Annotated in this window: 16 protein-coding genes; 12 read left to right on the forward strand and 4 right to left on the reverse strand. The window is 35.4% G+C overall.

Translation table 11 applies throughout. From position 1 onward, the window contains the following. Positions 1–33: 33 nt before the first annotated feature. The 3 genes from ACKPCA_RS04175 to ACKPCA_RS04185 all read left to right on the forward strand — a co-directional run bounded on the left by ACKPCA_RS04175 (position 34) and on the right by ACKPCA_RS04185 (position 2,623). Positions 34–651: a hypothetical protein gene (locus ACKPCA_RS04175; protein WP_054718024.1), complete on the forward strand. Its 618-nt coding sequence runs from the start codon at positions 34–36 to the stop codon at positions 649–651. Between the two features lie 440 nt (positions 652–1,091). Further along, on the forward strand, positions 1,092–1,796 hold the full coding sequence (locus ACKPCA_RS04180) for a Crp/Fnr family transcriptional regulator (protein ID WP_054718028.1): 705 nt from the start codon (positions 1,092–1,094) through the stop codon (positions 1,794–1,796). 119 nt (positions 1,797–1,915) lie between these two features. Then, positions 1,916–2,623, forward strand: coding sequence for a ferric reductase-like transmembrane domain-containing protein (locus tag ACKPCA_RS04185; RefSeq protein WP_321281593.1), 708 nt, complete (start codon positions 1,916–1,918; stop codon positions 2,621–2,623). On the opposite strand, the gene ACKPCA_RS04190 is transcribed toward ACKPCA_RS04185, so the two are convergent. Next, positions 2,575–2,745 carry a helix-turn-helix domain-containing protein gene (locus ACKPCA_RS04190; protein ID WP_407660173.1) on the reverse strand — a complete coding sequence of 57 codons (171 nt, stop codon included), beginning with the start codon at positions 2,743–2,745 and terminating at the stop codon, positions 2,575–2,577. The two genes, ACKPCA_RS04185 and ACKPCA_RS04190, sit on opposite strands and share 49 nt — an antisense overlap. Positions 2,746–3,020: 275 nt before the next feature. On the opposite strand from ACKPCA_RS04190, the gene modA reads away from it, so the two are divergent. From modA to modC, 3 genes are read left to right on the forward strand one after another with little or no spacing between them, the layout of a single operon-like run. Beyond that, positions 3,021–3,791, forward strand: a complete 771-nt coding sequence (gene modA / locus ACKPCA_RS04195; RefSeq protein ID WP_321281594.1) for a molybdate ABC transporter substrate-binding protein — start codon at positions 3,021–3,023, stop codon at positions 3,789–3,791. Further along, on the forward strand, positions 3,784–4,479 hold the full coding sequence (gene modB, locus ACKPCA_RS04200) for a molybdate ABC transporter permease subunit (RefSeq protein ID WP_321281595.1): 696 nt from the start codon (positions 3,784–3,786) through the stop codon (positions 4,477–4,479). The genes modA and modB overlap by 8 nt, the downstream gene beginning before the upstream one ends. 23 nt (positions 4,480–4,502) lie before the next feature. Beyond that, on the forward strand, positions 4,503–5,597 hold the full coding sequence (modC, locus tag ACKPCA_RS04205) for a molybdenum ABC transporter ATP-binding protein (RefSeq protein ID WP_321281596.1): 1,095 nt from the start codon (positions 4,503–4,505) through the stop codon (positions 5,595–5,597). 49 nt (positions 5,598–5,646) lie between these two features. On the opposite strand, the gene ACKPCA_RS04210 is transcribed toward modC, so the two are convergent. Continuing rightward, on the reverse strand, positions 5,647–5,889 hold the full coding sequence (locus tag ACKPCA_RS04210) for a DUF3820 family protein (protein ID WP_306741474.1): 243 nt from the start codon (positions 5,887–5,889) through the stop codon (positions 5,647–5,649). A 56-nt stretch (positions 5,890–5,945) separates the two neighbouring features. Beyond that, positions 5,946–7,046, reverse strand: a complete 1,101-nt coding sequence (mnmA, locus tag ACKPCA_RS04215; protein WP_321281597.1) for a tRNA 2-thiouridine(34) synthase MnmA — start codon at positions 7,044–7,046, stop codon at positions 5,946–5,948. 191 nt (positions 7,047–7,237) lie between these two features. Here mnmA and ACKPCA_RS04220 point away from each other — a divergent pair, with 191 nt between their 5' ends. From ACKPCA_RS04220 to ACKPCA_RS04230, 3 genes are all read left to right on the forward strand, one after another. Further along, on the forward strand, positions 7,238–9,619 hold the full coding sequence (locus ACKPCA_RS04220; protein ID WP_321281598.1) for a TonB-dependent receptor: 2,382 nt from the start codon (positions 7,238–7,240) through the stop codon (positions 9,617–9,619). Between the two features lie 183 nt (positions 9,620–9,802). Then, positions 9,803–11,842 carry a M13 family metallopeptidase gene (locus ACKPCA_RS04225; protein WP_321281599.1) on the forward strand — a complete coding sequence of 680 codons (2,040 nt, stop codon included), beginning with the start codon at positions 9,803–9,805 and terminating at the stop codon, positions 11,840–11,842. A gap of 366 nt (positions 11,843–12,208) precedes the next feature. Then, complete coding sequence (locus ACKPCA_RS04230) at positions 12,209–12,988, forward strand: RNase H family protein (RefSeq protein WP_321281600.1); 780 nt, start codon at positions 12,209–12,211, stop codon at positions 12,986–12,988. Between the two features lie 456 nt (positions 12,989–13,444). Here the strand turns inward: ACKPCA_RS04230 and ACKPCA_RS04235 are convergent, their stop codons facing one another. Continuing rightward, positions 13,445–14,191: a DUF6261 family protein gene (locus tag ACKPCA_RS04235; protein WP_321281601.1), complete on the reverse strand. Its 747-nt coding sequence runs from the start codon at positions 14,189–14,191 to the stop codon at positions 13,445–13,447. A gap of 967 nt (positions 14,192–15,158) precedes the next feature. Between ACKPCA_RS04235 and ACKPCA_RS04240 the strand changes: the two genes are divergently transcribed. The 3 genes from ACKPCA_RS04240 to ACKPCA_RS04250 all read left to right on the forward strand — a co-directional run bounded on the left by ACKPCA_RS04240 (position 15,159) and on the right by ACKPCA_RS04250 (position 18,680). After that, positions 15,159–16,367: a two-component regulator propeller domain-containing protein gene (locus tag ACKPCA_RS04240; RefSeq protein ID WP_321281602.1), complete on the forward strand. Its 1,209-nt coding sequence runs from the start codon at positions 15,159–15,161 to the stop codon at positions 16,365–16,367. Positions 16,368–16,592: 225 nt separating this feature from the next. Then, positions 16,593–17,360, forward strand: coding sequence for a hypothetical protein (locus tag ACKPCA_RS04245; RefSeq protein ID WP_321281603.1), 768 nt, complete (start codon positions 16,593–16,595; stop codon positions 17,358–17,360). 159 nt (positions 17,361–17,519) lie between these two features. Continuing rightward, positions 17,520–18,680, forward strand: a complete 1,161-nt coding sequence (locus ACKPCA_RS04250) for a DUF6051 family protein (RefSeq protein WP_321281604.1) — start codon at positions 17,520–17,522, stop codon at positions 18,678–18,680. Positions 18,681–18,959: the final 279 nt, after the last annotated feature.

Consider the following 18,959-nt stretch of genomic DNA (forward strand, 5'->3'; position numbering starts at 1 on the left):
AGAGCTTAAATTAATAATAGAAACCCAATTAAAATGCACAAATCAATTCTTACGTACTGTTTACTGTTTTTATTTTCGTTAACATTATCGGCACAGGAAACTGAATCGACCCAACAGGAAGCGAAACCATCCTTGGATAATGGAACAATAAGTAGCCAATTTCAATATATGACAAAAAAATCAAGTAATTGGCAAGGTCATGAAGTGATTAAGGTGGAGATGTTGAGTAAATACCAATCAAATGTTCAAGATTCTCTAAACCAACTAAAATCTTTCCTTAAAAAATCTGAAACTAAAGTAGATAATCAGGGAAGGGAAATTGATAATCTTAATACTGAAATTCAGAATTTAAAAAAGGAATTGGATGAAACCATCCGTATGAAGGATAGTATGAAATTTTTAGGCATGGAATTGTCTAAATCTACATACAATACTTTAATGTGGGTACTTATTCTAGGTTCATTGGCTGTAGCTGGTGTTTGCTTTATGATGTTTAAACGAAGTAATGTTGTAACCGTTGAAACCAAGCAAACTTTGGACGAGGTTAGAGAAGAGTTTGATACTCATAGAAAAAACGCATTGGTAAGAGAACAAAAGTTGGCCCGTCGTCTTCAGGATGAGGTAATAAAAAATAAAAATTTGGGATTGTAAATATTCCTTGAAAAAATAAAAAAATAACGAGGCTGTACACCATTTGGTGCAGCCTCGTTTTGTATAAAGTATTTTGTGATGTACCTGAATTTATAAAGCATTATTTACAAGTTTCTTGGCGCAATAAAGCCCTCCAATTACAGATAACGTAATTAGACTTAATGCAAACTTGCAATAAAAACCACAATAAAAACCTTCTTGGGCTCCACATTTAAATGCAGAACAGCCTACAGCTATTAAAATCAGGTAATCTATAAACAGAAAACAAGCCAATAGAAATGTTGTAAACAACAATTTTTTCATTTTTCTAAATATTACTTCTTTTAATCAAAAGGAATATCTCCCAATACAAAGTTACAACAGGCTATTGAGCATATATTCAATAAAGAATGTGATTGTTTTATCTTATCTTTGTGATATATCTCACATTATCCTTTAACATGTTTCATCAGCCAGATTATAAGATTTTTTCCAATTGTCAAACCTGCGACGATCGTTCATGTGCTTCGCAAACTTTATCGGAATCTGAACTAGAATTACTAAGCAAAAATTGCAACGAGGTTAAGTTTGAAAAGGGAGAAATTATATTGGCTGAAGGATCGAGGACTTCGCATATTGTTTATTTAAGAGAAGGTTTAGCGAAGGAGTATGGAAAGAACCGATTCCAGGAAGAGTATATTTTACAGGTTGTTAAGCCACATTCCTATTTGGGTTTGCATTCTATATTTACTGATACCAACAATCATTATTCATATGCTGCATTAACCACTGTACGTGTTTGTTATATTGATTTGAATGTATTCTCTCAATTTATAAAAGAGAATGGGCGTTTTGGATATGAGATACTTTCTTCGGTATGTAACGATAGTTTGAACAATTACCATCGCTTTATTGATCAGCACCAAAAGAAAATTTACGGAAAGCTTGCGGATGCAATACTTTATTTTGCAATAGTTATTTTTGAGAAACAAGAATTTGATTTGCCATTAACTCGTAAAGAACTTGCACACATGATTGGTACGAGTAGAGAAAGTGTTTCCAAGCAAATTAGCGTGTTTGTGAAAGATAAAATCATTTCTGTTGATGGTAGATACATAAAAATTCTCGATATGAACCGCTTGCAAAATATCAGTAGGGTGGGATAGATACGCTTATTTTTTATGCAATAAATACCAACATCTAGGTATTTACATCTTCAATAATAAATCCCAATTTTGAACTATTCTAAATAAATTGAGAGGGATTTACAAGTATAGTTGAAGTTATGAGTTTTCTGCAGAAGAATTTCGCGTGGTTGATGGTTTGTGTGTTGGCATTATTTCCTTTAATTAAGATTTTTTCATTGATTAGTTTCAATTTCGAATATCCTGAGTTTGATTTTATTCTTTTTGATGATATCGAACTGGCCGAACAAGTTGCACTCAAAACTGGAAGAGATATTATTCCAGGAATCGAAATTGCAATTGAGCAAACAGGTGAATGGGCCATACGATGGCTAATGGCTGTTTTAATGATTACACCATTTAAGATTGTATTTGGCACCAAAAGTAATCTATTTGTAAGACAGGCAATGGGAATATCTTGTGGTGTTTATGTTTTTTTACATACTTTCTTTTTTCTGTATCATGAAGGATTTTTTGCAGTTGTTTCGGATTTACCTTTAATTCTTTCAGGAATTTCAGCAATAATAATATTTGCACTAACCATTACTTCAAATCGTCGATCAATGAAGTTGTTGAAAAGACATTGGAAAACCTTGCATCGATTGGTTTATTTCGCTGCAATGTTGACTATCGCTCATGTTGTTCTTTTAAATAAAGATTGGGAATTGTATTCAACTTTATTCTGTATAGGCTTAATTGTAAGATTTGGTCCGGTTCGTCAATTTTTCCAAACGCAAAACCTTAAACTTTTGTTGTTGAATCAGTTTAAGACTGTAAGCACTCTTACCAAAATTAGACGTCTATCATAGGTAATCACTCTATCTTGCTCTAACGAATTAAATGTTGTTGCTACAGTTTGACGAGCTGTGGCTACAAAACTGGTTATGTCTTGATGGGTGAGGTTTAAACCGATGTCTCTTTCTTTGTCTATCTATACTTTTTCAATCTATTTATTTCAGAAAGGATAGTGAGCCGAGAAAATAAAAACTTTCAAAACACCATAGGATTTTGTATTGTATAATTCATTGATTTGGAGGATAAATCAATAGTGTGCTTGTGCGGAAATTATCCAAAATGAATCAAAATAAGAACTGCTAAACAATTGCTAATTATGAGCTAGAGGTGATCAATCTGGTATCATATTGTTTTAAGGAGTTCAGTATTCTTTAAAAATTACTATTTTCATGTTTTGCTAAGCATTTCTACATGAAGAAAACTGTAATTGTAATCATATTATCGATGTTTGTTTTTTCTTGTTCGAATAAAAAGAATAGAAAAAATGAAATTACCTTATTTGCTGCTTCCAGTGTAACAAATGTTGCTCAAGAAATTTCCAGAAGTTTTGAGAAGGAAACTGGTATTAAGGTCAAGCTAAATGCTGCTTCATCGGGGATATTGGCCAGACAAATTGAAAGTGGAGCTGATTTTGATTATTACATTTCTGCCAATAAAAAATGGATGGATTACATAGACAGCTTGCAGTTGGTTGAAAAGACCACAATTAAGAATTTAGCCACCAATCGATTGGTGGCCATTGTTCCTGTAGGCAATAATAAAAAGCTAAATAGCGAAGAGGTAGAGAACAGCTTTGCGAACCAATTTAGTGGCCGCTTGTCCATTGGAGATCCGAAACATGTTCCTGCTGGTAAGTATGCAATGCAGGCCATTAAATTTTATGGATGGGAAGAAGATCTTGCTGATAGATTTTTGCCTGCAAAGAATGTTAGAGATGCATTGTTAATGGTTGAAATGGGCGAAGCCGAAATGGGTATCGTTTATGAAACAGATGCAATGAAATCTGAAAAGGTCAATATTGTTTATCGATTTCCAAATACTGCCTGTGAAGCCATTGCCTATGTGGGTGCTGCAAAAAAGGAGAGAGCTGAAAGTTTAAATTCATTTTTGTTGTACCTTCAATCGGAAGAGGTGAAAAGGATATGGAGAATAAACGGATTCAATCTGGATGAATATGAATGAACTGCTAAATTTTAGTGAAGATGAATTATTGGCAATCGGACTTTCGTTTCGTGTTGCTTTTTGGTGTGCTGTTTTTATTCTTCCTCCATCGGTATTATTGTCCTGGTGGTTGGCTCGCAAACATTTCAGAGGAAAATCAATAGTAGAAGGTTTTGTGAATTTGCCTTTGGTTCTTCCGCCTGTTGCAACAGGATTTATATTGCTTTTGTTATTGGGAACAAATGGATTAATTGGCAAGTACCTGAATAATTGGTTCGGAATAAAGTTGGCATTTAGTTTCTATGCTGCTGTACTTGCCTCAATGGTGGTTTCATTTCCTTTGGCAATTCGTGCCATTCGTTTGTCTATCGAAATGGTAGATCCAGGCTACGAAGAAGCTGCAAAAACACTAGGAGCAAATTCATTACAGACTTTTATTCGTGTTACTTTGCCATTGGCACTTCCAGGAATTATAAGTGGTTTTGTTTTGGCTTTTGCCAGATCATTGGGCGAGTTTGGTGCAACCATAATCTTTGCCGGAAACATATCTGGTGAAACTCAAACCATACCTTTGGCGCTTTTTAATGAAATTCAGGTTCCCGGGCATGAAACTGCAGCTTTTAGATTGCTTTTGGTAGCTGTGGTATTTTCTTTTGCAGCCATGTCTTTTTCTGAGATGTTGGTAAAAAAACTTCATCATCGTAAATAATTATTCAAAATATATTACTGAATATGCATGCATTATCGGCCAAATTAAAAATTCAAAAAGGAAATTTCTCTCTCGATGTTGAGGTTGATTTTTTGAAGGGAATTACCGGGGTTTTTGGTCCTTCTGGATCTGGAAAAACCACTTTAATGCATTTGATTTCTGGACTGGAAAATCCGGATGAAGGACATATTGAGATTGGTAATGAACTGGTGCTGGATACAGAAAATAATAGACTCGTAAAACCTCGAAAGAGAAGAATTGGATACGTTTTTCAGGAGGGAAGATTGTTTCCTCACATGACAGTGCGAAAGAACCTGTTGTTTGGAAGTGTTTATGCCGATAAAGCTCAACAAATTATTCATTTCGATGAGGTAGTGGATTTATTGGAAATACGTGAATTACTGGAGAAAAGACCCAAAAGTTTATCAGGAGGTGAAAAGCAACGGGTAGCTATTGGAAGAGCATTGTTAAGTGCTCCAAAATTACTCTTAATGGACGAGCCTTTCTCTTCTTTGGATGTGGCCCTGCGTAGACAAATTATCCCTTACCTGATTAGAATCAATAAAAAACTGGGTATTCCCATGTTGGTGGTGAGCCATGATTTACCTGATTTGCTTAGTCTGACGCAGAAACTGTTTTTACTACGCAATGGTAGAGTAGAAGGGCATGGTAATTATTTTGATTTGATACAGTCGGAAAAATCGCTGGATATTATGCGTGGAGCAGGCCTGATGAATGTGATTCCATTTAAGGTAGAATCGCACGATGTTGAGAATGGCTTAACCCAATTAATCAATCGCGATGCCAGTCATGAAATTCATGTGGAGCGTGAGTTAATCAACGATTGCTGTAAAGTGGGAGATGAGTTATATGTCTCTTTACGACCTGAAGACATAGCGATTACCTTGAATGAAATAACCGACATTTCTATTCGCAATCAACTGAAAGGAAAAATTACTAAAATCATCAAAAAGGAAAACAGAACCTATTGCCTTGTGGATGTGGGATTCCTTTTAATTGTGTCTATTACGCAGGCTTCTCAACAAAAGATGAATCTGGATGTAGGAACCGAAGTGTATTGTTTGTTTAAATCGATGGCTTTGCAGGTTAATATTTAAATGTGCTGGTTGCAGAGACGCACGGCCGTGCGTCTCTAAGGGTATAATTCTATTGATATTTTTTGCACAACGGACGCAACATTCCTTCCAATCCATTCAATTTAATTTCATACATGGATGCCAACATTTCGCCCAATTTTCCTGGGGGAAACCCTTTCTCGCGAAACCATACCAAATAAGGTTCTGGCAAATCGATAAGGTATCGACCTTTGTATTTTCCAAAAGGCATACGCATTTGAATCAATTTAATCAATTCCTCGTTTAGTTCTGTTTTATTGATTTCGTCTGTCATTTATAATATCGTTAGTACTGCAGAGACGCAAGGCCTTGCGTCTTTACAAATAGTGATTAATCGTTGTATTCGGCAAAACCACCGCCAATAAGTTTGTTGCCAATGTAAAAAGCTACCGGTTGCCCAGGTGCCATAGCCCAAGCCGGGTTTTCCAAATCCACCAATAGTTCATTATCGTCCAAAATTGTAATCTTCGAATAGCCATCAGGATTTAAGCCTAGACCTCTTACCACTGTGGTAATATTGTTTTGCTTGATATCCTCGATATTATGGAAATAGTAGCCAGATATTTTAAGCTGTAGCTTATTTAAATCGGCTTTTTTCTCTAGAATTAAGGTGTTGTTCTCGGCATCAATTCGGCTGACCATTAAACCCGTTTTTTCTTCCAGCTCAATACCACGCTTTTGGCCTACGGTGTAGTAAGGATAACCATCGTGTGTTCCCAATACCTCACCATTTACATTCACAGCCTTACCTTGTCCAATTTTTTCATTCAAATCAGGGATCATTTCCTGAAGAAAATCACGGTAATCTTTTCGATCCATAAAGCAAACGCCCATACTTTCCTTTTTTTTGGCAACTTCTTCGAATCCGTAAGATTTTGCAATTTCCCTCACTTCAGGTTTGGTATATTTACCAAGTGGTGTTAGCGTTCTGGAAAGAATATTTTGTTTTAGATTCCACAAAAAGTACGATTGGTCTTTGGCAGGATCTTTCCCTTTGTTGATGTAGAACAATCCGTTCTCATTCTCAATGGCAATGTAATGGCCGGTGGCAATGTGATCACAATTCAATTCATCAGCCTTCTCAAGCAATAACTTCCATTTCAAATTTGGATTGCACTGTATGCAAGGACTAGGTGTACGACCCGCCAAGTACTCATCTAAAAAGAACTGAATGATAGTATCTCTAAATTCTCTACGGGCATCAATTACATGATGTTCCAGACCAAGTTTATGGGCAAGCTTTTGAGCATCCAAAATAAAATCAGGATACTTGTCATTTTCATCATAAGAATGATTGTTGGAGTAAAACCAAAGTGACACTCCAATTACTTCATAGCCCTGATCTTGCAACATCATTGCAGTTACCGAAGAGTCTGTTCCTCCGCTCATTCCTAAAATTACTCTTCCTCTTGTCCCATCAGTACCATGCATATTATGAATATTTAGAGAGTCAAATTATGTTTTTTAATCTAGCCTGTAACTTTTTGAATAATCTATTCGTCTTGTTTTTAATATTACATAAAATATTAGGCCAATGATTTGTCAAATATGAGAAAAAGATAAGAAATAGACAATTTCGTATGGTTTACATCCCTAAAAATAATTAACGCAAAAGAAAAGAAATGAAATACAAGATTTTACTGATATTTTTCCTTCTGTTATTGCAAAATATTCAAGCACAAAATTGTAAAATAACCGGAAAAATAATCGATGAACAGAACTCAATTCCACTTCCATACGCCAATGCCATTTTAACTTCATTAAGTGATTCTACCATTTTATTGGGAGCAATATCAAATGATAATGGAGTTTTTGAAATTGAAAAGATAAAAAGGGGAAAGTACAATTTGATGGTAAGTTTTATTGGCTACCAATCTGTTGAGTTTAAGGATGTGAATGTTTATAAGGGTACAAGAAATATTGGGGATATAAAACTTAAAGTATTAAGTGAAAATCTAAATGAGATTACGGTTAAAGCGGTTAAATCTCCTGTTAGTTATAAGGTAGATCGTAAGGTGATTAATGCCTCCAGTTTTCCTGAAGCAAGTGTAGCTTTGGATCTATTGGAGAATGTTCCATCTTTAGAAGTTGGTTTTGAAGGGGAGTTAACCTATCGTGGTGATGGAACGTTTAAGGTTTTTATTAATGGACATCCGGTAAAAAATGGGCTGGAGAAAATGCAACAATTAGATGCATCGAAAATTGATAAAATTGAGGTAATTACAAATCCATCTGCAAAGTATGACGCTGAAGGAACAGCTGGCATTATTCAAATTATCTTGAAGAAGAATCGTTTGGAGGGATATGCGATTACAACAAGTGCTCAATTTTCTACCAACGAAACCAAACGTTTTTCATTATCCATTGATAAGCAATCGGAAAAAGGAGGATGGTACATTAATGGTAATGCCAGTAAACAGTATTGGAGTGACGTTGAGATCGATGGTAGCAAGATCAACAATTATGGAGATCAACAATTTCTAGTCGATTACCGAGAAGATCGAAAACAATCAGGAACCAATGGATACGTAGAATTTGGTTTCAATTATGACGTTACGGACAAAGACTGTATCGATTTTAATCTTAATGTTAACCCACTATTATTGGGTAATGATCACGAAGCAAGAGGACATTTTGTGGAGCAAACTTTACAGGATGGAAATGAAATCAAATATGAAGAGTACGATTTGAAGAATAGAAACAAAAGTGATTATCAATACCTGGGAGCAACATTTGAATATGAGCACAGTTTCACAAAAAACAGAGATCATTTATTGTCTTTTTATGCTGATTATTCTACCTACTTGCATAAGTACATTGGGGAAGCAATTGACACGAAAACTTACGCTGATAGAGTTGAAAGAATAGGTACAAATGATACGGAAAGTAACGAAACTTTTGTAAGTCTAAAGTTGTGTTATGCGAATAAGTTGAGTGAAAACTCTTCCTTTGAAATAGGTGGACAGGTGGATACAGATCACATACCTAAAATGACTGTAGAAAATGGTACATACGATTCGAACGATATGTTAATTCCTTTCCCAAATGATCCGATAGATCAGGAGGTGGTGTACAAGAGAGATATTTATGCTGGATTTGTTACATTTAAAAGTAAAATTGGCAAGTTTGAATATAAATTGGGTACCCGAGTAGAATGGACCGACCGACAATTGGATTACGAGTATACCAATCAAGAGGGAGAGAGAATTAAACAACCGTCTAACAAAGATTTTTGGGATTTATTTCCAAGTGCTCATTTCTTATACAATTTTACTGACGAGCATCAAATTGGAGTTAGTTATTCGCGACGTATCAAGAGACCAAATTATTGGCCTTTAGCTCCCTTTAGGACATACGAAGATAGCTACTCTTATGTTGAAGGAAACGAAAACCTAATGCCATCTTACTCCAATTCGTTTGAATTGAATTATAAAAAATCATGGAACAAAGATTTTATTGGAGTTGAATTATTTGCGCATGAATCCTCTGATGTAATACAGAATTATTATCGATTGGAATCGGAAAATGTAAGTATTTCTTCGAAAGGTAATATTGGTAACTCTTTGAGTCTGGGTTGTGAATTTATGGCTGGTGTAGATCTGTTTTCCTGGTGGAATATAAATCTGTCGACAAGTATGTATCATTATCGATTGAATGTGGACTATGAAAATCAGAATTCAAGAGAGGAACAATTCAAAGTGGATTCCAGACTGAATAATATTATTACACTGCCAGAGAATTTTACCTTTAAATGGGATGTGAAATACAAGAGTCCGCATGTTTCTGCACAATCGGAACGAGAAGCCTATATTTTTTCAAACATGGCCTTAAAAAAATCAATAAAGGACGATCAGTGGCAAATATTACTATCGGTGAACAATGTATTCAATAGCATAAAATACAAGAACACAACCCAAGGAGACAATTTTATTTTTGAGGATCATTATCGTAATAAACCATCGGTAATGTTAAAATTGACCTACAATTTCGATAATCAAAAATAGCCATCATCCTTTCATATTAGTTTTTCTATTCAAACCATATTGCTTTCGCAGAAGATAAGCAAAGGGTCTTATCCCGAGATTTGTTCTGCTTATCGAAAAAATAGATGTATTGTTCGGAATTTTTATAAATTCGGCAGTTTAAAGAAAACCAAGAATCAAAAACTAATTCTAAAAAAAATAAACATGAAAAAATTAGCATGGGGAGCATTAGGCTTGGGAGCCGCTCTTGCTATTACAATTGCATGTTCGCAGCAAGCACAAAAAGGCATTGGTGTGATCAAAAAAGAGGACATGAACTTATCTGTTAAGCCAGGTGAGGATTTCTTTGAATACGCGAATGGAACCTGGATGAAAAATACTCCAATTCCAGCAGACAGAAGTCGCTACGGAGCTTTTGATATCCTTGGTGAAAAAGCTAATGAAGCTGTTCACACTTTGTTGGAAGATGCAGCAAAAACTGAAAATGCAGAAGAAGGAAGTAATCTGAAAAAGATTAAAGATTTCTATGCAACTGCAATGGATGTGAAGAAGATTGACGAAATTGGTATCAAGCCATTGTTGCCAGAATTCGAAAGAATTGCAAGTTTGGAGAATGCAACAGATCTTCGTAAAGAATTGGTTCACTTACACCAAATGGGCATTGGTGCATTATTTGGTGCTGGTGTGGAGCAGGATATGAAAAACACTGAGGCAAACCGCATGTATTTGTCAGAAGGTGGCCTGTCATTATCTGATCGCGATTACTATGTGGTAGATAACGAAACCAACCTGAACATACGTGCAGAGTTTGTGAAGCACGTTGCCAAAATGTTCGAATTAATTGGCGAAGATGCTGATGTTGCTGTAAAAAATGCCGAGAGAATCATGAAGTTTGAAACTCGCATGGCTGCAAAATTCAATACTCGTTTAGAAAATAGAAACTATCCTGCAATGTACAATCCTAAGTCGGTTGAAACATTGATGAAGGAATATCCAAACTTCGATTGGGCAAGCTATTTTAAAGAAAGAGGTGCTGATATCAAAGAGTATGTTATTACGACTCACCCAAGATACATGGCAGAATTGAACCAAATGTTGGCTGAAGAGAAAATGGATGACATCAAATTGTACCTAAAATGGAAAGTATTGGATGATGCTGCAGGTTCGGTTGGTACCGAATTAGAGAAGCAAAACTTTGCTTTTTACGGTACTGTTTTAACTGGTGCTACAGAACAGCAACCACGTTGGAGACGTATGTCGGATGCTACAGGTAGCGTGTTGGGCGAAGCTGTTGGTCAATTGTACGTTGCAAAATATTTCCCACCAGAAGCGAAGGAAAGAATGGACAAGTTGGTAAATAACTTGAAAATTGCTTTGCGCGGAAGAATCGAAAAGTTAGAATGGATGAGCGATTCAACAAGAACACAGGCATTGGCTAAATTGGATGCTTTTGGTGTGAAGATTGGTTATCCAAACAAATGGGAAGATTACTCAAAATTAGAAGTTAGCACAGATTCTTACATCCAAAACTTGTGGAGAGCTGCAAAATTTTACGATGCTAAAAACATTGCAAAATTAGGTCAGCCTGTTGATACCGAAAAATGGGGCATGACTCCACAAACTGTAAATGCATACTACCACCCAATGTTGAACGAAGTGGTATTCCCAGCTGCGATTCTTCAGCCTCCATTCTTCTATATGGATGGTGATGATGCAGTAAACTACGGAGCTATTGGTGTTGTAATTGGTCACGAAATGACTCACGGTTTTGATGATTCAGGTCGTAGATTCGACAAAGATGGTAACATGAGAGACTGGTGGACCGCAGAGGATACTGAGAAGTTTAACGCAAGAGCAGAGAAATTGGTTGAGCAATTCAACGGATTCTATGCGTTTGATGATCTTCATGTTGATGGTAAGCTAACTCTTGGCGAAAACATTGCTGATTACGGTGGATTAACTGTTGCTTTGGAAGCTTATAAAATGGCTTTAAACGGTGATCAGCCAGCTGATATCGAAGGTTTCACTAACATGCAACGTTTCTTCCTGGCTTACTCAAAAGTTTGGAGAGGTAACACACGCGATAAGTACCTAAGAAAATTGATTAAGGAAGATGTTCACTCACCAGGTAAATACCGTGTAAATGGTGGATTGTTCAACATTCCTGAATTCTACGAAGCATTCGAAATTGCTGAAACAGATCCATTGTACCGCACCGAAGAACAACGTGCAGTAATCTGGTAAAATATAAATCTGTCCCTGACAGCGTAAAATATAGCCATCTCCATTGTGGGGATGGCTTTTTTATATCATGAACTTGGTACATTTTCCATAGTATGATAAACTAAAATTTATTTAGCCTCGAAGAGGCGTTAGCAATAGAGTAGGGCAAGGCCCTACTTTGGAGTTAATATGAGAATAGAAGCCCTGAAAGGGCGTAAGCTTACGCCCTTTCAGGGCTAGAAAAAATGTAATCTATCTAGTCAAAGGGCAATGCCCTTTGCTATTGCTGTAAGACTTGCAGTCTTAATTTATAAAAAGACCATAAATGTCAACCTAAACACAAGCTATATTAATCTTAAAGCTTAAATTGCAGAAAAAGGATTCAAATTGGAAGTAATAAAAATCAAGCTACAGGTTAAATCCATAAAAGAAGATCGGGTTGAATGTTTCCTTTCCGATGAGAATGAAAACATTCGTTTGATTTATTCTCCCGAAAAGGGAGAGATCGAATTTGAAGAGGAATCGAATTTAGCAGCAACCATTCGCAAGCTACAATTTCAGTTTGAGAAGGTGATACGCTCAGGAATTAAAGGAAAGTTGAAGCCCAATCAGTCTATCAATTGTGTATTTATGGAAGATTTCCGATTTTTAGAAGAGGCTGATTTCAATACATACATCAGGGTTGACAGGCGAAAGAAGAATCTGAAAATAACCACCAGTAATACGGAAATGAGTGGCATTCATAAGATATATGCCGATGGATCACACTCATCGGAATTCAATCAGTCGGCCTATGGCGGATTTACCATAGATCCTGATGGTACCCAGCAAATCTACTCCCGGATGATTAAGGGGGGAAGTAGCAATATGATGGAGCTACTTGCCATACAGGATGGATTACAGCGCTTAAAAACGGTAGAGAAAATACAGATCAACACCGATAGTCGTTTTGTAATTCGTGGCTTGGTGCAATGGGTGCATTTTTGGCAACACAACAATTGGCAAACCGCCTTTGGTCGCGATGTTCAATTTGCAAAACTCTGGAAAGAGGTGAATGAACTTTGCAAAGGGAAACTGATGGAGTTCAACTGGATAAAAGGACACTCGGGAAATGAAAAGCAAGATTTTTGTCATCGCCTGGCACGAAGGACAATGAACAATGAATAATTGGCAATTAACAATGAGTAATTAATAATGGGGATTGCTTGGGTTAAAGCTCAAGTCTAGGGATTCTGCACACAGCATTTCCACATGCCTTCTACTTTAGATGGTTGTTATCTTTAAACACAATTGTCATTTTAATAAAATGTATAGAGAATTAGATGAACAATCCCTTAATTTCCAAATTCTCCCATTTTAGGGGAGATGGCGACAGCCAGAGGGGTGCTTTTGCTTTATTTTTTATTACTTCACCCTTTTGCCTGTAGGCATTTTCACTTTTAAGGGAAAAACTATACTTGATAATACTACTCAAAAATCATCTGATGCTAATTAGTATTGCTATTTCATATTTGTGCATAAAGATTAACTCCTTCAGGAGAGGGGTAGGGTGAGGTAAGAACACAAAAAAGGGACACACAGCAGTATGTCCCATTATAGCCCTTAAAATTTATAAAAATGAAATTAATCTTCGCTTGTAGTATCCTCATCGCTTTCTTTGGCATTGCGAGTTTTGCGAGCACGCGCCTTGGCGTTTACATCTTCAATTCTTCGTTCGATGGCATCCAATAAAGCACCATACTTATCAGGCTGTACCATATTCCAGTTGTTCAAATGCGGCAACAACTTTTCGTTGATGATGTTGCGAAGAATGTTCTTTTGACTCGATGGAGCAATCACATCCACCATTTGCGACTCTTGGGCGTTCAACTCTTCGTAGCAAGTCTCAGCATTTTTTAGGGATGCCTTAGCCTTTACAAAGCAGTCGTTCACACCAACCAATTTCTCAAGTTTGGCCTTCATTTCTGGCTCTTCAAATTTTGAGAACAGGATATTGGCATTTGTAAATTGTCCTTCGAAACTTAGTGTATGAAGCTGGCGATTGTATTTGCCCATTAAATCCCAAATTTCGTTGGCATTTGTGGCAATTTCTTCATTACCCATATTTCTGTTGGCAGTAATAAAGCCTTTCATGCAGGTAAAGTCATGGTCGAAAATATCGTCCAATTCCTTTAATTTAGCGCTAATAGAGCCTCTTTTACTGTATTTGATGCTGTTTTCCAATACCAATCGTTCTTTTTTCTCTTCTGCAAGAATTTGGGTAAGCAGAGCATCATCGCTGGTATCAATTTTCGCACCTTCTGTTTCAATGGTTTTGCCGATACTATTGATCTCATCACCACTGCAGTAATAATAAATAGTTGTAGACATTTTTTTAAGTTTTTTGTGTTTAGGGCTAAAATCAAACAAAATTTAGGAAATATAATTCAGTAACGAATGTTAATAACTGTTAAAAATGTATGATAAGTAAAATAAAGTAAAAATGTCTTGATCAACTGAACTAATAATTATAACTTCATTGGTTTTTGCATATGATTTAAGATAAATATGAATCTAATGATCATTTTGTCCTCCAAATACCGCCGTTATTGATTTTGCGATGATTTTGTGACAAAATATTCATCAAAATGAGTTGGGTGAAAAATGAAACACAAAATTTCCCTTCCAGATGGATTTGATGATTCTTTTGTACAAAATAATGAGCCAATATGGATGTAAAATCCAATTTTGCACCAAATCATCGTCTTTATTTACCTTTGAGAAGAATTTTGTACGATATATTCCTAATTATTGAATTTCAGCTCTAAAATTGCACGAAATGTTCCCCAAGATCGATCTTTGATCCCAGATTTGCACAAAATTTTGATCATTATGGGTACTGAACGATAAATTTGTACAAAATTCCAAATTTCAACGATTAAAACGCCCAGATTTGTACAAAATAGGCACCCATATCGATCATTAAGCTTCTATTTGTACAAAATAAAGGCCACAACTCATTTGCTCATTATTTTGTGTGCAAACTACATTCAATTCATCTTTTTACTGATTTTTATATTGGAATATGTTGATATTGGTGTTACTTGAAATATTGGTGAGATATGTTAATATATAAATTTTGATTTGTTTTGATATGTTTTAAATGAATTAGGTTGCTGTAAGGGAATTTTGTATATTTAATTTACTTTTGAGATTTGATAGGTGGTTTTTTAACGAGGAGACAAAATAATGATTGATGTGTTTAATGAGGAAGTTGAAGTTCAAATAAAAACCTGGCGTGCAAAATTGAAACAAATAGGAAAAGAATAATTTTACTTTTAATAAAACAATAAATCATATGTATACTAGAGTGTTGAATTACAGTTTGATTTTGGTTTTAGCCATATTCGGATTGTCATGCAGTAATGATTCAAATTTCATTTCTGTAACCGGAATAGAATTATCAGAAACCTCATTGGTTTTGATCGTAGATTCTACGGCAAACATTACAGCCGAAGCAAAACCATTAGATGCCAGTAACAAAGATTTTGTTTGGAAATCGGATGATGAGACCATTGCAAAAGTGGATCAGAATGGAGAGTTGTTAGGCATCAGTCCAGGTACAACAAGCATTACGGTTACTGATAAAGAAAGTAACACTTCCGTTCAATGTGAAGTAAATGTTGTAAAATGGACTGCGTTTGAAAAATACAAAGGTCTAGTGGAGAATCAAATCAACCATATGGCTATTGATTCGGAAGATGCTTTATGGTTTTGTGGAAAGCATCTCTCAAAATTTAATGGTTCCATTGCTACAATGTATTTAAAAGATGTAAATCCAAATACAATTGCTGTTACAAAGAACAATGATGTTTGGCTAGGAACAAGTGGGAATGGTGCTTATCGATATGATGGCAGAGAATGGAAGGAATATGATATGAGCAATTCTGGTTTAACAGATGATGAAATAGTATCCATTTATAGTAACTCCAATCAAGAAATATGGTTTAGTCATTCTAGTCGTGAAACTTTTATGGGAACAGGAATTTCTAAATTCGATGGAATGAATTGGGAAAATTACAACTCAAATGATGGACTAATTTATAACAATGTTCTATCAATAGCTAAGGATAGCGAAGGGGCCAATTGGTTTGTTACATCAAAAGGGATATCATCGCTTAAAGATGATAAATGGATATCCTACACCAGTGGGAATACAAATAATGATTTAGTGGATTTTGCTTACTTGGTTTCGGTCGATAAGAATGGAACGAAATGGTTTGGAACAAACTTGGGATTGCTCAAATTCGATGGTGTCAATTGGGTATCTTACACAAGTTCCAATAGTGGAATTATTGAAGGAGAAATATCAAGCATCGCATTTGATAAGAACAATAATATATGGGTTGGAACAGTTGCTGGAGTTTCTTGTTTTGATGGTACAAACTGGATCAATTTAAGATATGATAATCACCCGGTTGTTGGTGTAAATGCTTTGGTGGTCGACTCAGAAAACAAAAAATGGATTGGCACAAGCAAAGGATTGTTATTGCTTGAAGGCTTATAAAAAAGCATGAAAAATATTGAAAACACGAGTGTTTTGCTCGTGTTTTTCATTTGGCAGGATATAGTGATCTTGTACATGGTTTGAGTTGAAAACTCGGACCAGCAAGGATTTAGAATCTTTAGATAAAGATTGGTTTATTCTTAAATAGTAGGATAAACCAATTTTTTATTAATGAAATAAAGCAACGGGGTGGGGTATCCTAAGTTTGCGGCAAATTATAACGAAATGAAACTATTCAAATTATTACTTGTTGTTGCGGTTTCGATAAGCAGCTTGAATTGTAAATCACAAACATCAAAATCTCGAATTGAAATTACTCAACCTACAATAAAACAAGAAGCAACTTCAATTTGGAGAACAATAAATGATATTGCTTTTTTTGAAAAGCAAGGATATACCATTCATCTTCCAACAGACTCATTCATCGATTCGTTGGTAGTGAAATCTAAAAAGGGAACTTTTGGAAATGAAGACTTTCCTGCAATTTATACGTTTGTCGAAACCAAAGTCTTCAACCAGAAGAACTATAAGCAAGCGATAGAAAAAGTTGAAAGTCAGATTGACCTTATGAACAATCTGATTAATGAGATAGATTCTAAGAAAAGTCAATGGGATTGGGAATTTAAAATGTTTGATAAGTACAAAGTTATTTTCACATTGTATGGCACGGGAGGTAGCTATTCTCCTGATGAAGGAACTATTACTTTGCTGACGAATAAAGAGGGAAAGTTTATGAATTACGAAAGGCCTGCGAATACCATAATTCATGAAATCACTCATATCGGAATGGAATATTCTATTGTTCAAAATCACAAGCTTTCACATGGTGTAAAAGAAAGAATAGTAGATACATTTGTATATCTCATGTTTAAAAAAGAACTACCTGAATATAGAATTCAAAATATGGGAAACACAAAAATAGATAAGTACATGAAAAGTGAGAAGGACATAGGTTCTCTAAACGCCATCATGTTAGAATTTGTGAGAGAATAAAATTGCCTCATTAATGTTTAGGAAATCATAGCATCTCTTGATAGCGGAAGCGTTTTGTTTCATGATCTGAGAGTGAATCCTTTTCGAGATCTAAAATATCTTACATAAACGGCAATAAAGAAGCAATAAAATTAGTTAGTATTCTAAAATTAAGGAGTTATGAATAATAAAACAGAGTTGAAAGAGTGCGAATTTGAATCCTTATCCTATAAAATACTTCCTGGAGTTTTCGACTACCATTGTGTATCTCATCATAAGGATCTAAAACATGAATCGCCTTTTTATACAGAGGTCGGAACCATTAACGACAATGTTCACATTAAGGATATTTCCATTGAAGAAAATCGATTTTTTAAGTATCATATTATAAAGCCTGCAGGAGTAGAATCTACCAAAAAAGTAGTGTTTCTTTTTCATGGATTTAACGAGAAAGACTGGGATAAATACCTGCCTTGGGCCGAATCGATTTGTGAAGGTACAGGAAGCAGCGTAATATTATTTCCAATTGCTTTTCACATGCAGCGAGCACCAAAACATTGGAGTAACAAAAGAGGCATGTACAAGTTAAGCGAGGAGCGAAAAAAGAGATATCCTAATGTGGTGAATTCTACGCTGTCGAATGTTGCCATAAGTATGCGATTGCATTCAATGCCACAACGTTTTATTTGGTCAGGCTTGCAAACCTATTATGATATTATCCAGTTTATTGAAGAGTGCAAAGAAGGCAAGCATGATTTTATCAGCAAAGATTTTGAGTTTGATATTTTTGCCTATTCAATAGGAGGTTTTCTGGCTCAAATCTTAAAATTTAGCAATCACAAGAATTACTTCGCCAATACAAAGGTATGTCTGTTTTGCAGTGGTGCTACCTTTAATCGTTTATCTCCGGTGTCTAAGTTTATTCTTGATAGTGAAGCTAATGTTGCCTTGTATTCATTTTTAGTTGAGCATTTTGAAAAAATACTACAAAAAGACCACTTGCTAAATCATTATATAGAGGAAGATCATTTGGAAGGGAAAATATTTTATGCGATGTTGGATTACCAGAAAATGAGATGCTTTAGAGAGGAGTTGTTTAAAAAATATGAAAATCAAATTTATGCAATCACACTAAAAAAAGATGTTGTAATTCCTTCCTACGAAGTAATGAATACTTTAAAGGGAGCTTACCATGATATTGATATAAAAGTTGATGAGTTGGATTTTGACAGAGAATATACCCATGAAAATCCATTTCCTTCCAATGGCAAGCCATCACAGGAACTCACCAACGATTTTGATACTGTATTTAGTAAGGTTTGTGATTTTTTCAACCACTAAAAAAACGGTAGTTTTGATGCACCTTGCTAGCCCTGATTTGTAATCAGGGCTCGTGGTGTAAAGAATTTTTAAATTCGATTTTTGCGGATTGGAAATCCAAAACTCGAAACCTGTGAATTGGAAATTCACAGGAGCAGAAATTTGCTGCTAACTGCCGCAAGTCTGTAACTTGTGGATAAAATTGTTCTGTATTTAGCAGAGTATGTGGAATTTTTATATGGTCCGAGTTACAAACTCGAACCAGCGAAGAGTAGACTATAAAAAAAGCTGTAGTTTTGA

It is taken from the genome of Marinifilum fragile, assembly GCF_963677365.1.
Lineage (GTDB): Bacteria > Bacteroidota > Bacteroidia > Bacteroidales > Marinifilaceae > Marinifilum > Marinifilum fragile.

What these genes read in the sequence shown, in the direction of transcription:
- ACKPCA_RS04175 (WP_054718024.1), top strand. Translation starts at nt 34, where the DNA reads ATGCACAAATCAATTCTTACGTACTGTTTACTGTTTTTATTTTCGTTA.
- ACKPCA_RS04180 (WP_054718028.1), top strand. Translation starts at nt 1,092, where the DNA reads ATGTTTCATCAGCCAGATTATAAGATTTTTTCCAATTGTCAAACCTGC.
- ACKPCA_RS04185 (WP_321281593.1), top strand. Translation starts at nt 1,916, where the DNA reads ATGAGTTTTCTGCAGAAGAATTTCGCGTGGTTGATGGTTTGTGTGTTG.
- modA (WP_321281594.1), top strand. Translation starts at nt 3,021, where the DNA reads ATGAAGAAAACTGTAATTGTAATCATATTATCGATGTTTGTTTTTTCT.
- modB (WP_321281595.1), top strand. Translation starts at nt 3,784, where the DNA reads ATGAATGAACTGCTAAATTTTAGTGAAGATGAATTATTGGCAATCGGA.
- modC (WP_321281596.1), top strand. Translation starts at nt 4,503, where the DNA reads ATGCATGCATTATCGGCCAAATTAAAAATTCAAAAAGGAAATTTCTCT.
- ACKPCA_RS04210 (WP_306741474.1), bottom strand. Translation starts at nt 5,889, where the DNA reads ATGACAGACGAAATCAATAAAACAGAACTAAACGAGGAATTGATTAAA.
- mnmA (WP_321281597.1), bottom strand. Translation starts at nt 7,046, where the DNA reads ATGCATGGTACTGATGGGACAAGAGGAAGAGTAATTTTAGGAATGAGC.
- ACKPCA_RS04220 (WP_321281598.1), top strand. Translation starts at nt 7,238, where the DNA reads ATGAAATACAAGATTTTACTGATATTTTTCCTTCTGTTATTGCAAAAT.
- ACKPCA_RS04225 (WP_321281599.1), top strand. Translation starts at nt 9,803, where the DNA reads ATGAAAAAATTAGCATGGGGAGCATTAGGCTTGGGAGCCGCTCTTGCT.
- ACKPCA_RS04235 (WP_321281601.1), bottom strand. Translation starts at nt 14,191, where the DNA reads ATGTCTACAACTATTTATTATTACTGCAGTGGTGATGAGATCAATAGT.
- ACKPCA_RS04240 (WP_321281602.1), top strand. Translation starts at nt 15,159, where the DNA reads ATGTATACTAGAGTGTTGAATTACAGTTTGATTTTGGTTTTAGCCATA.
- ACKPCA_RS04245 (WP_321281603.1), top strand. Translation starts at nt 16,593, where the DNA reads ATGAAACTATTCAAATTATTACTTGTTGTTGCGGTTTCGATAAGCAGC.
- ACKPCA_RS04250 (WP_321281604.1), top strand. Translation starts at nt 17,520, where the DNA reads ATGAATAATAAAACAGAGTTGAAAGAGTGCGAATTTGAATCCTTATCC.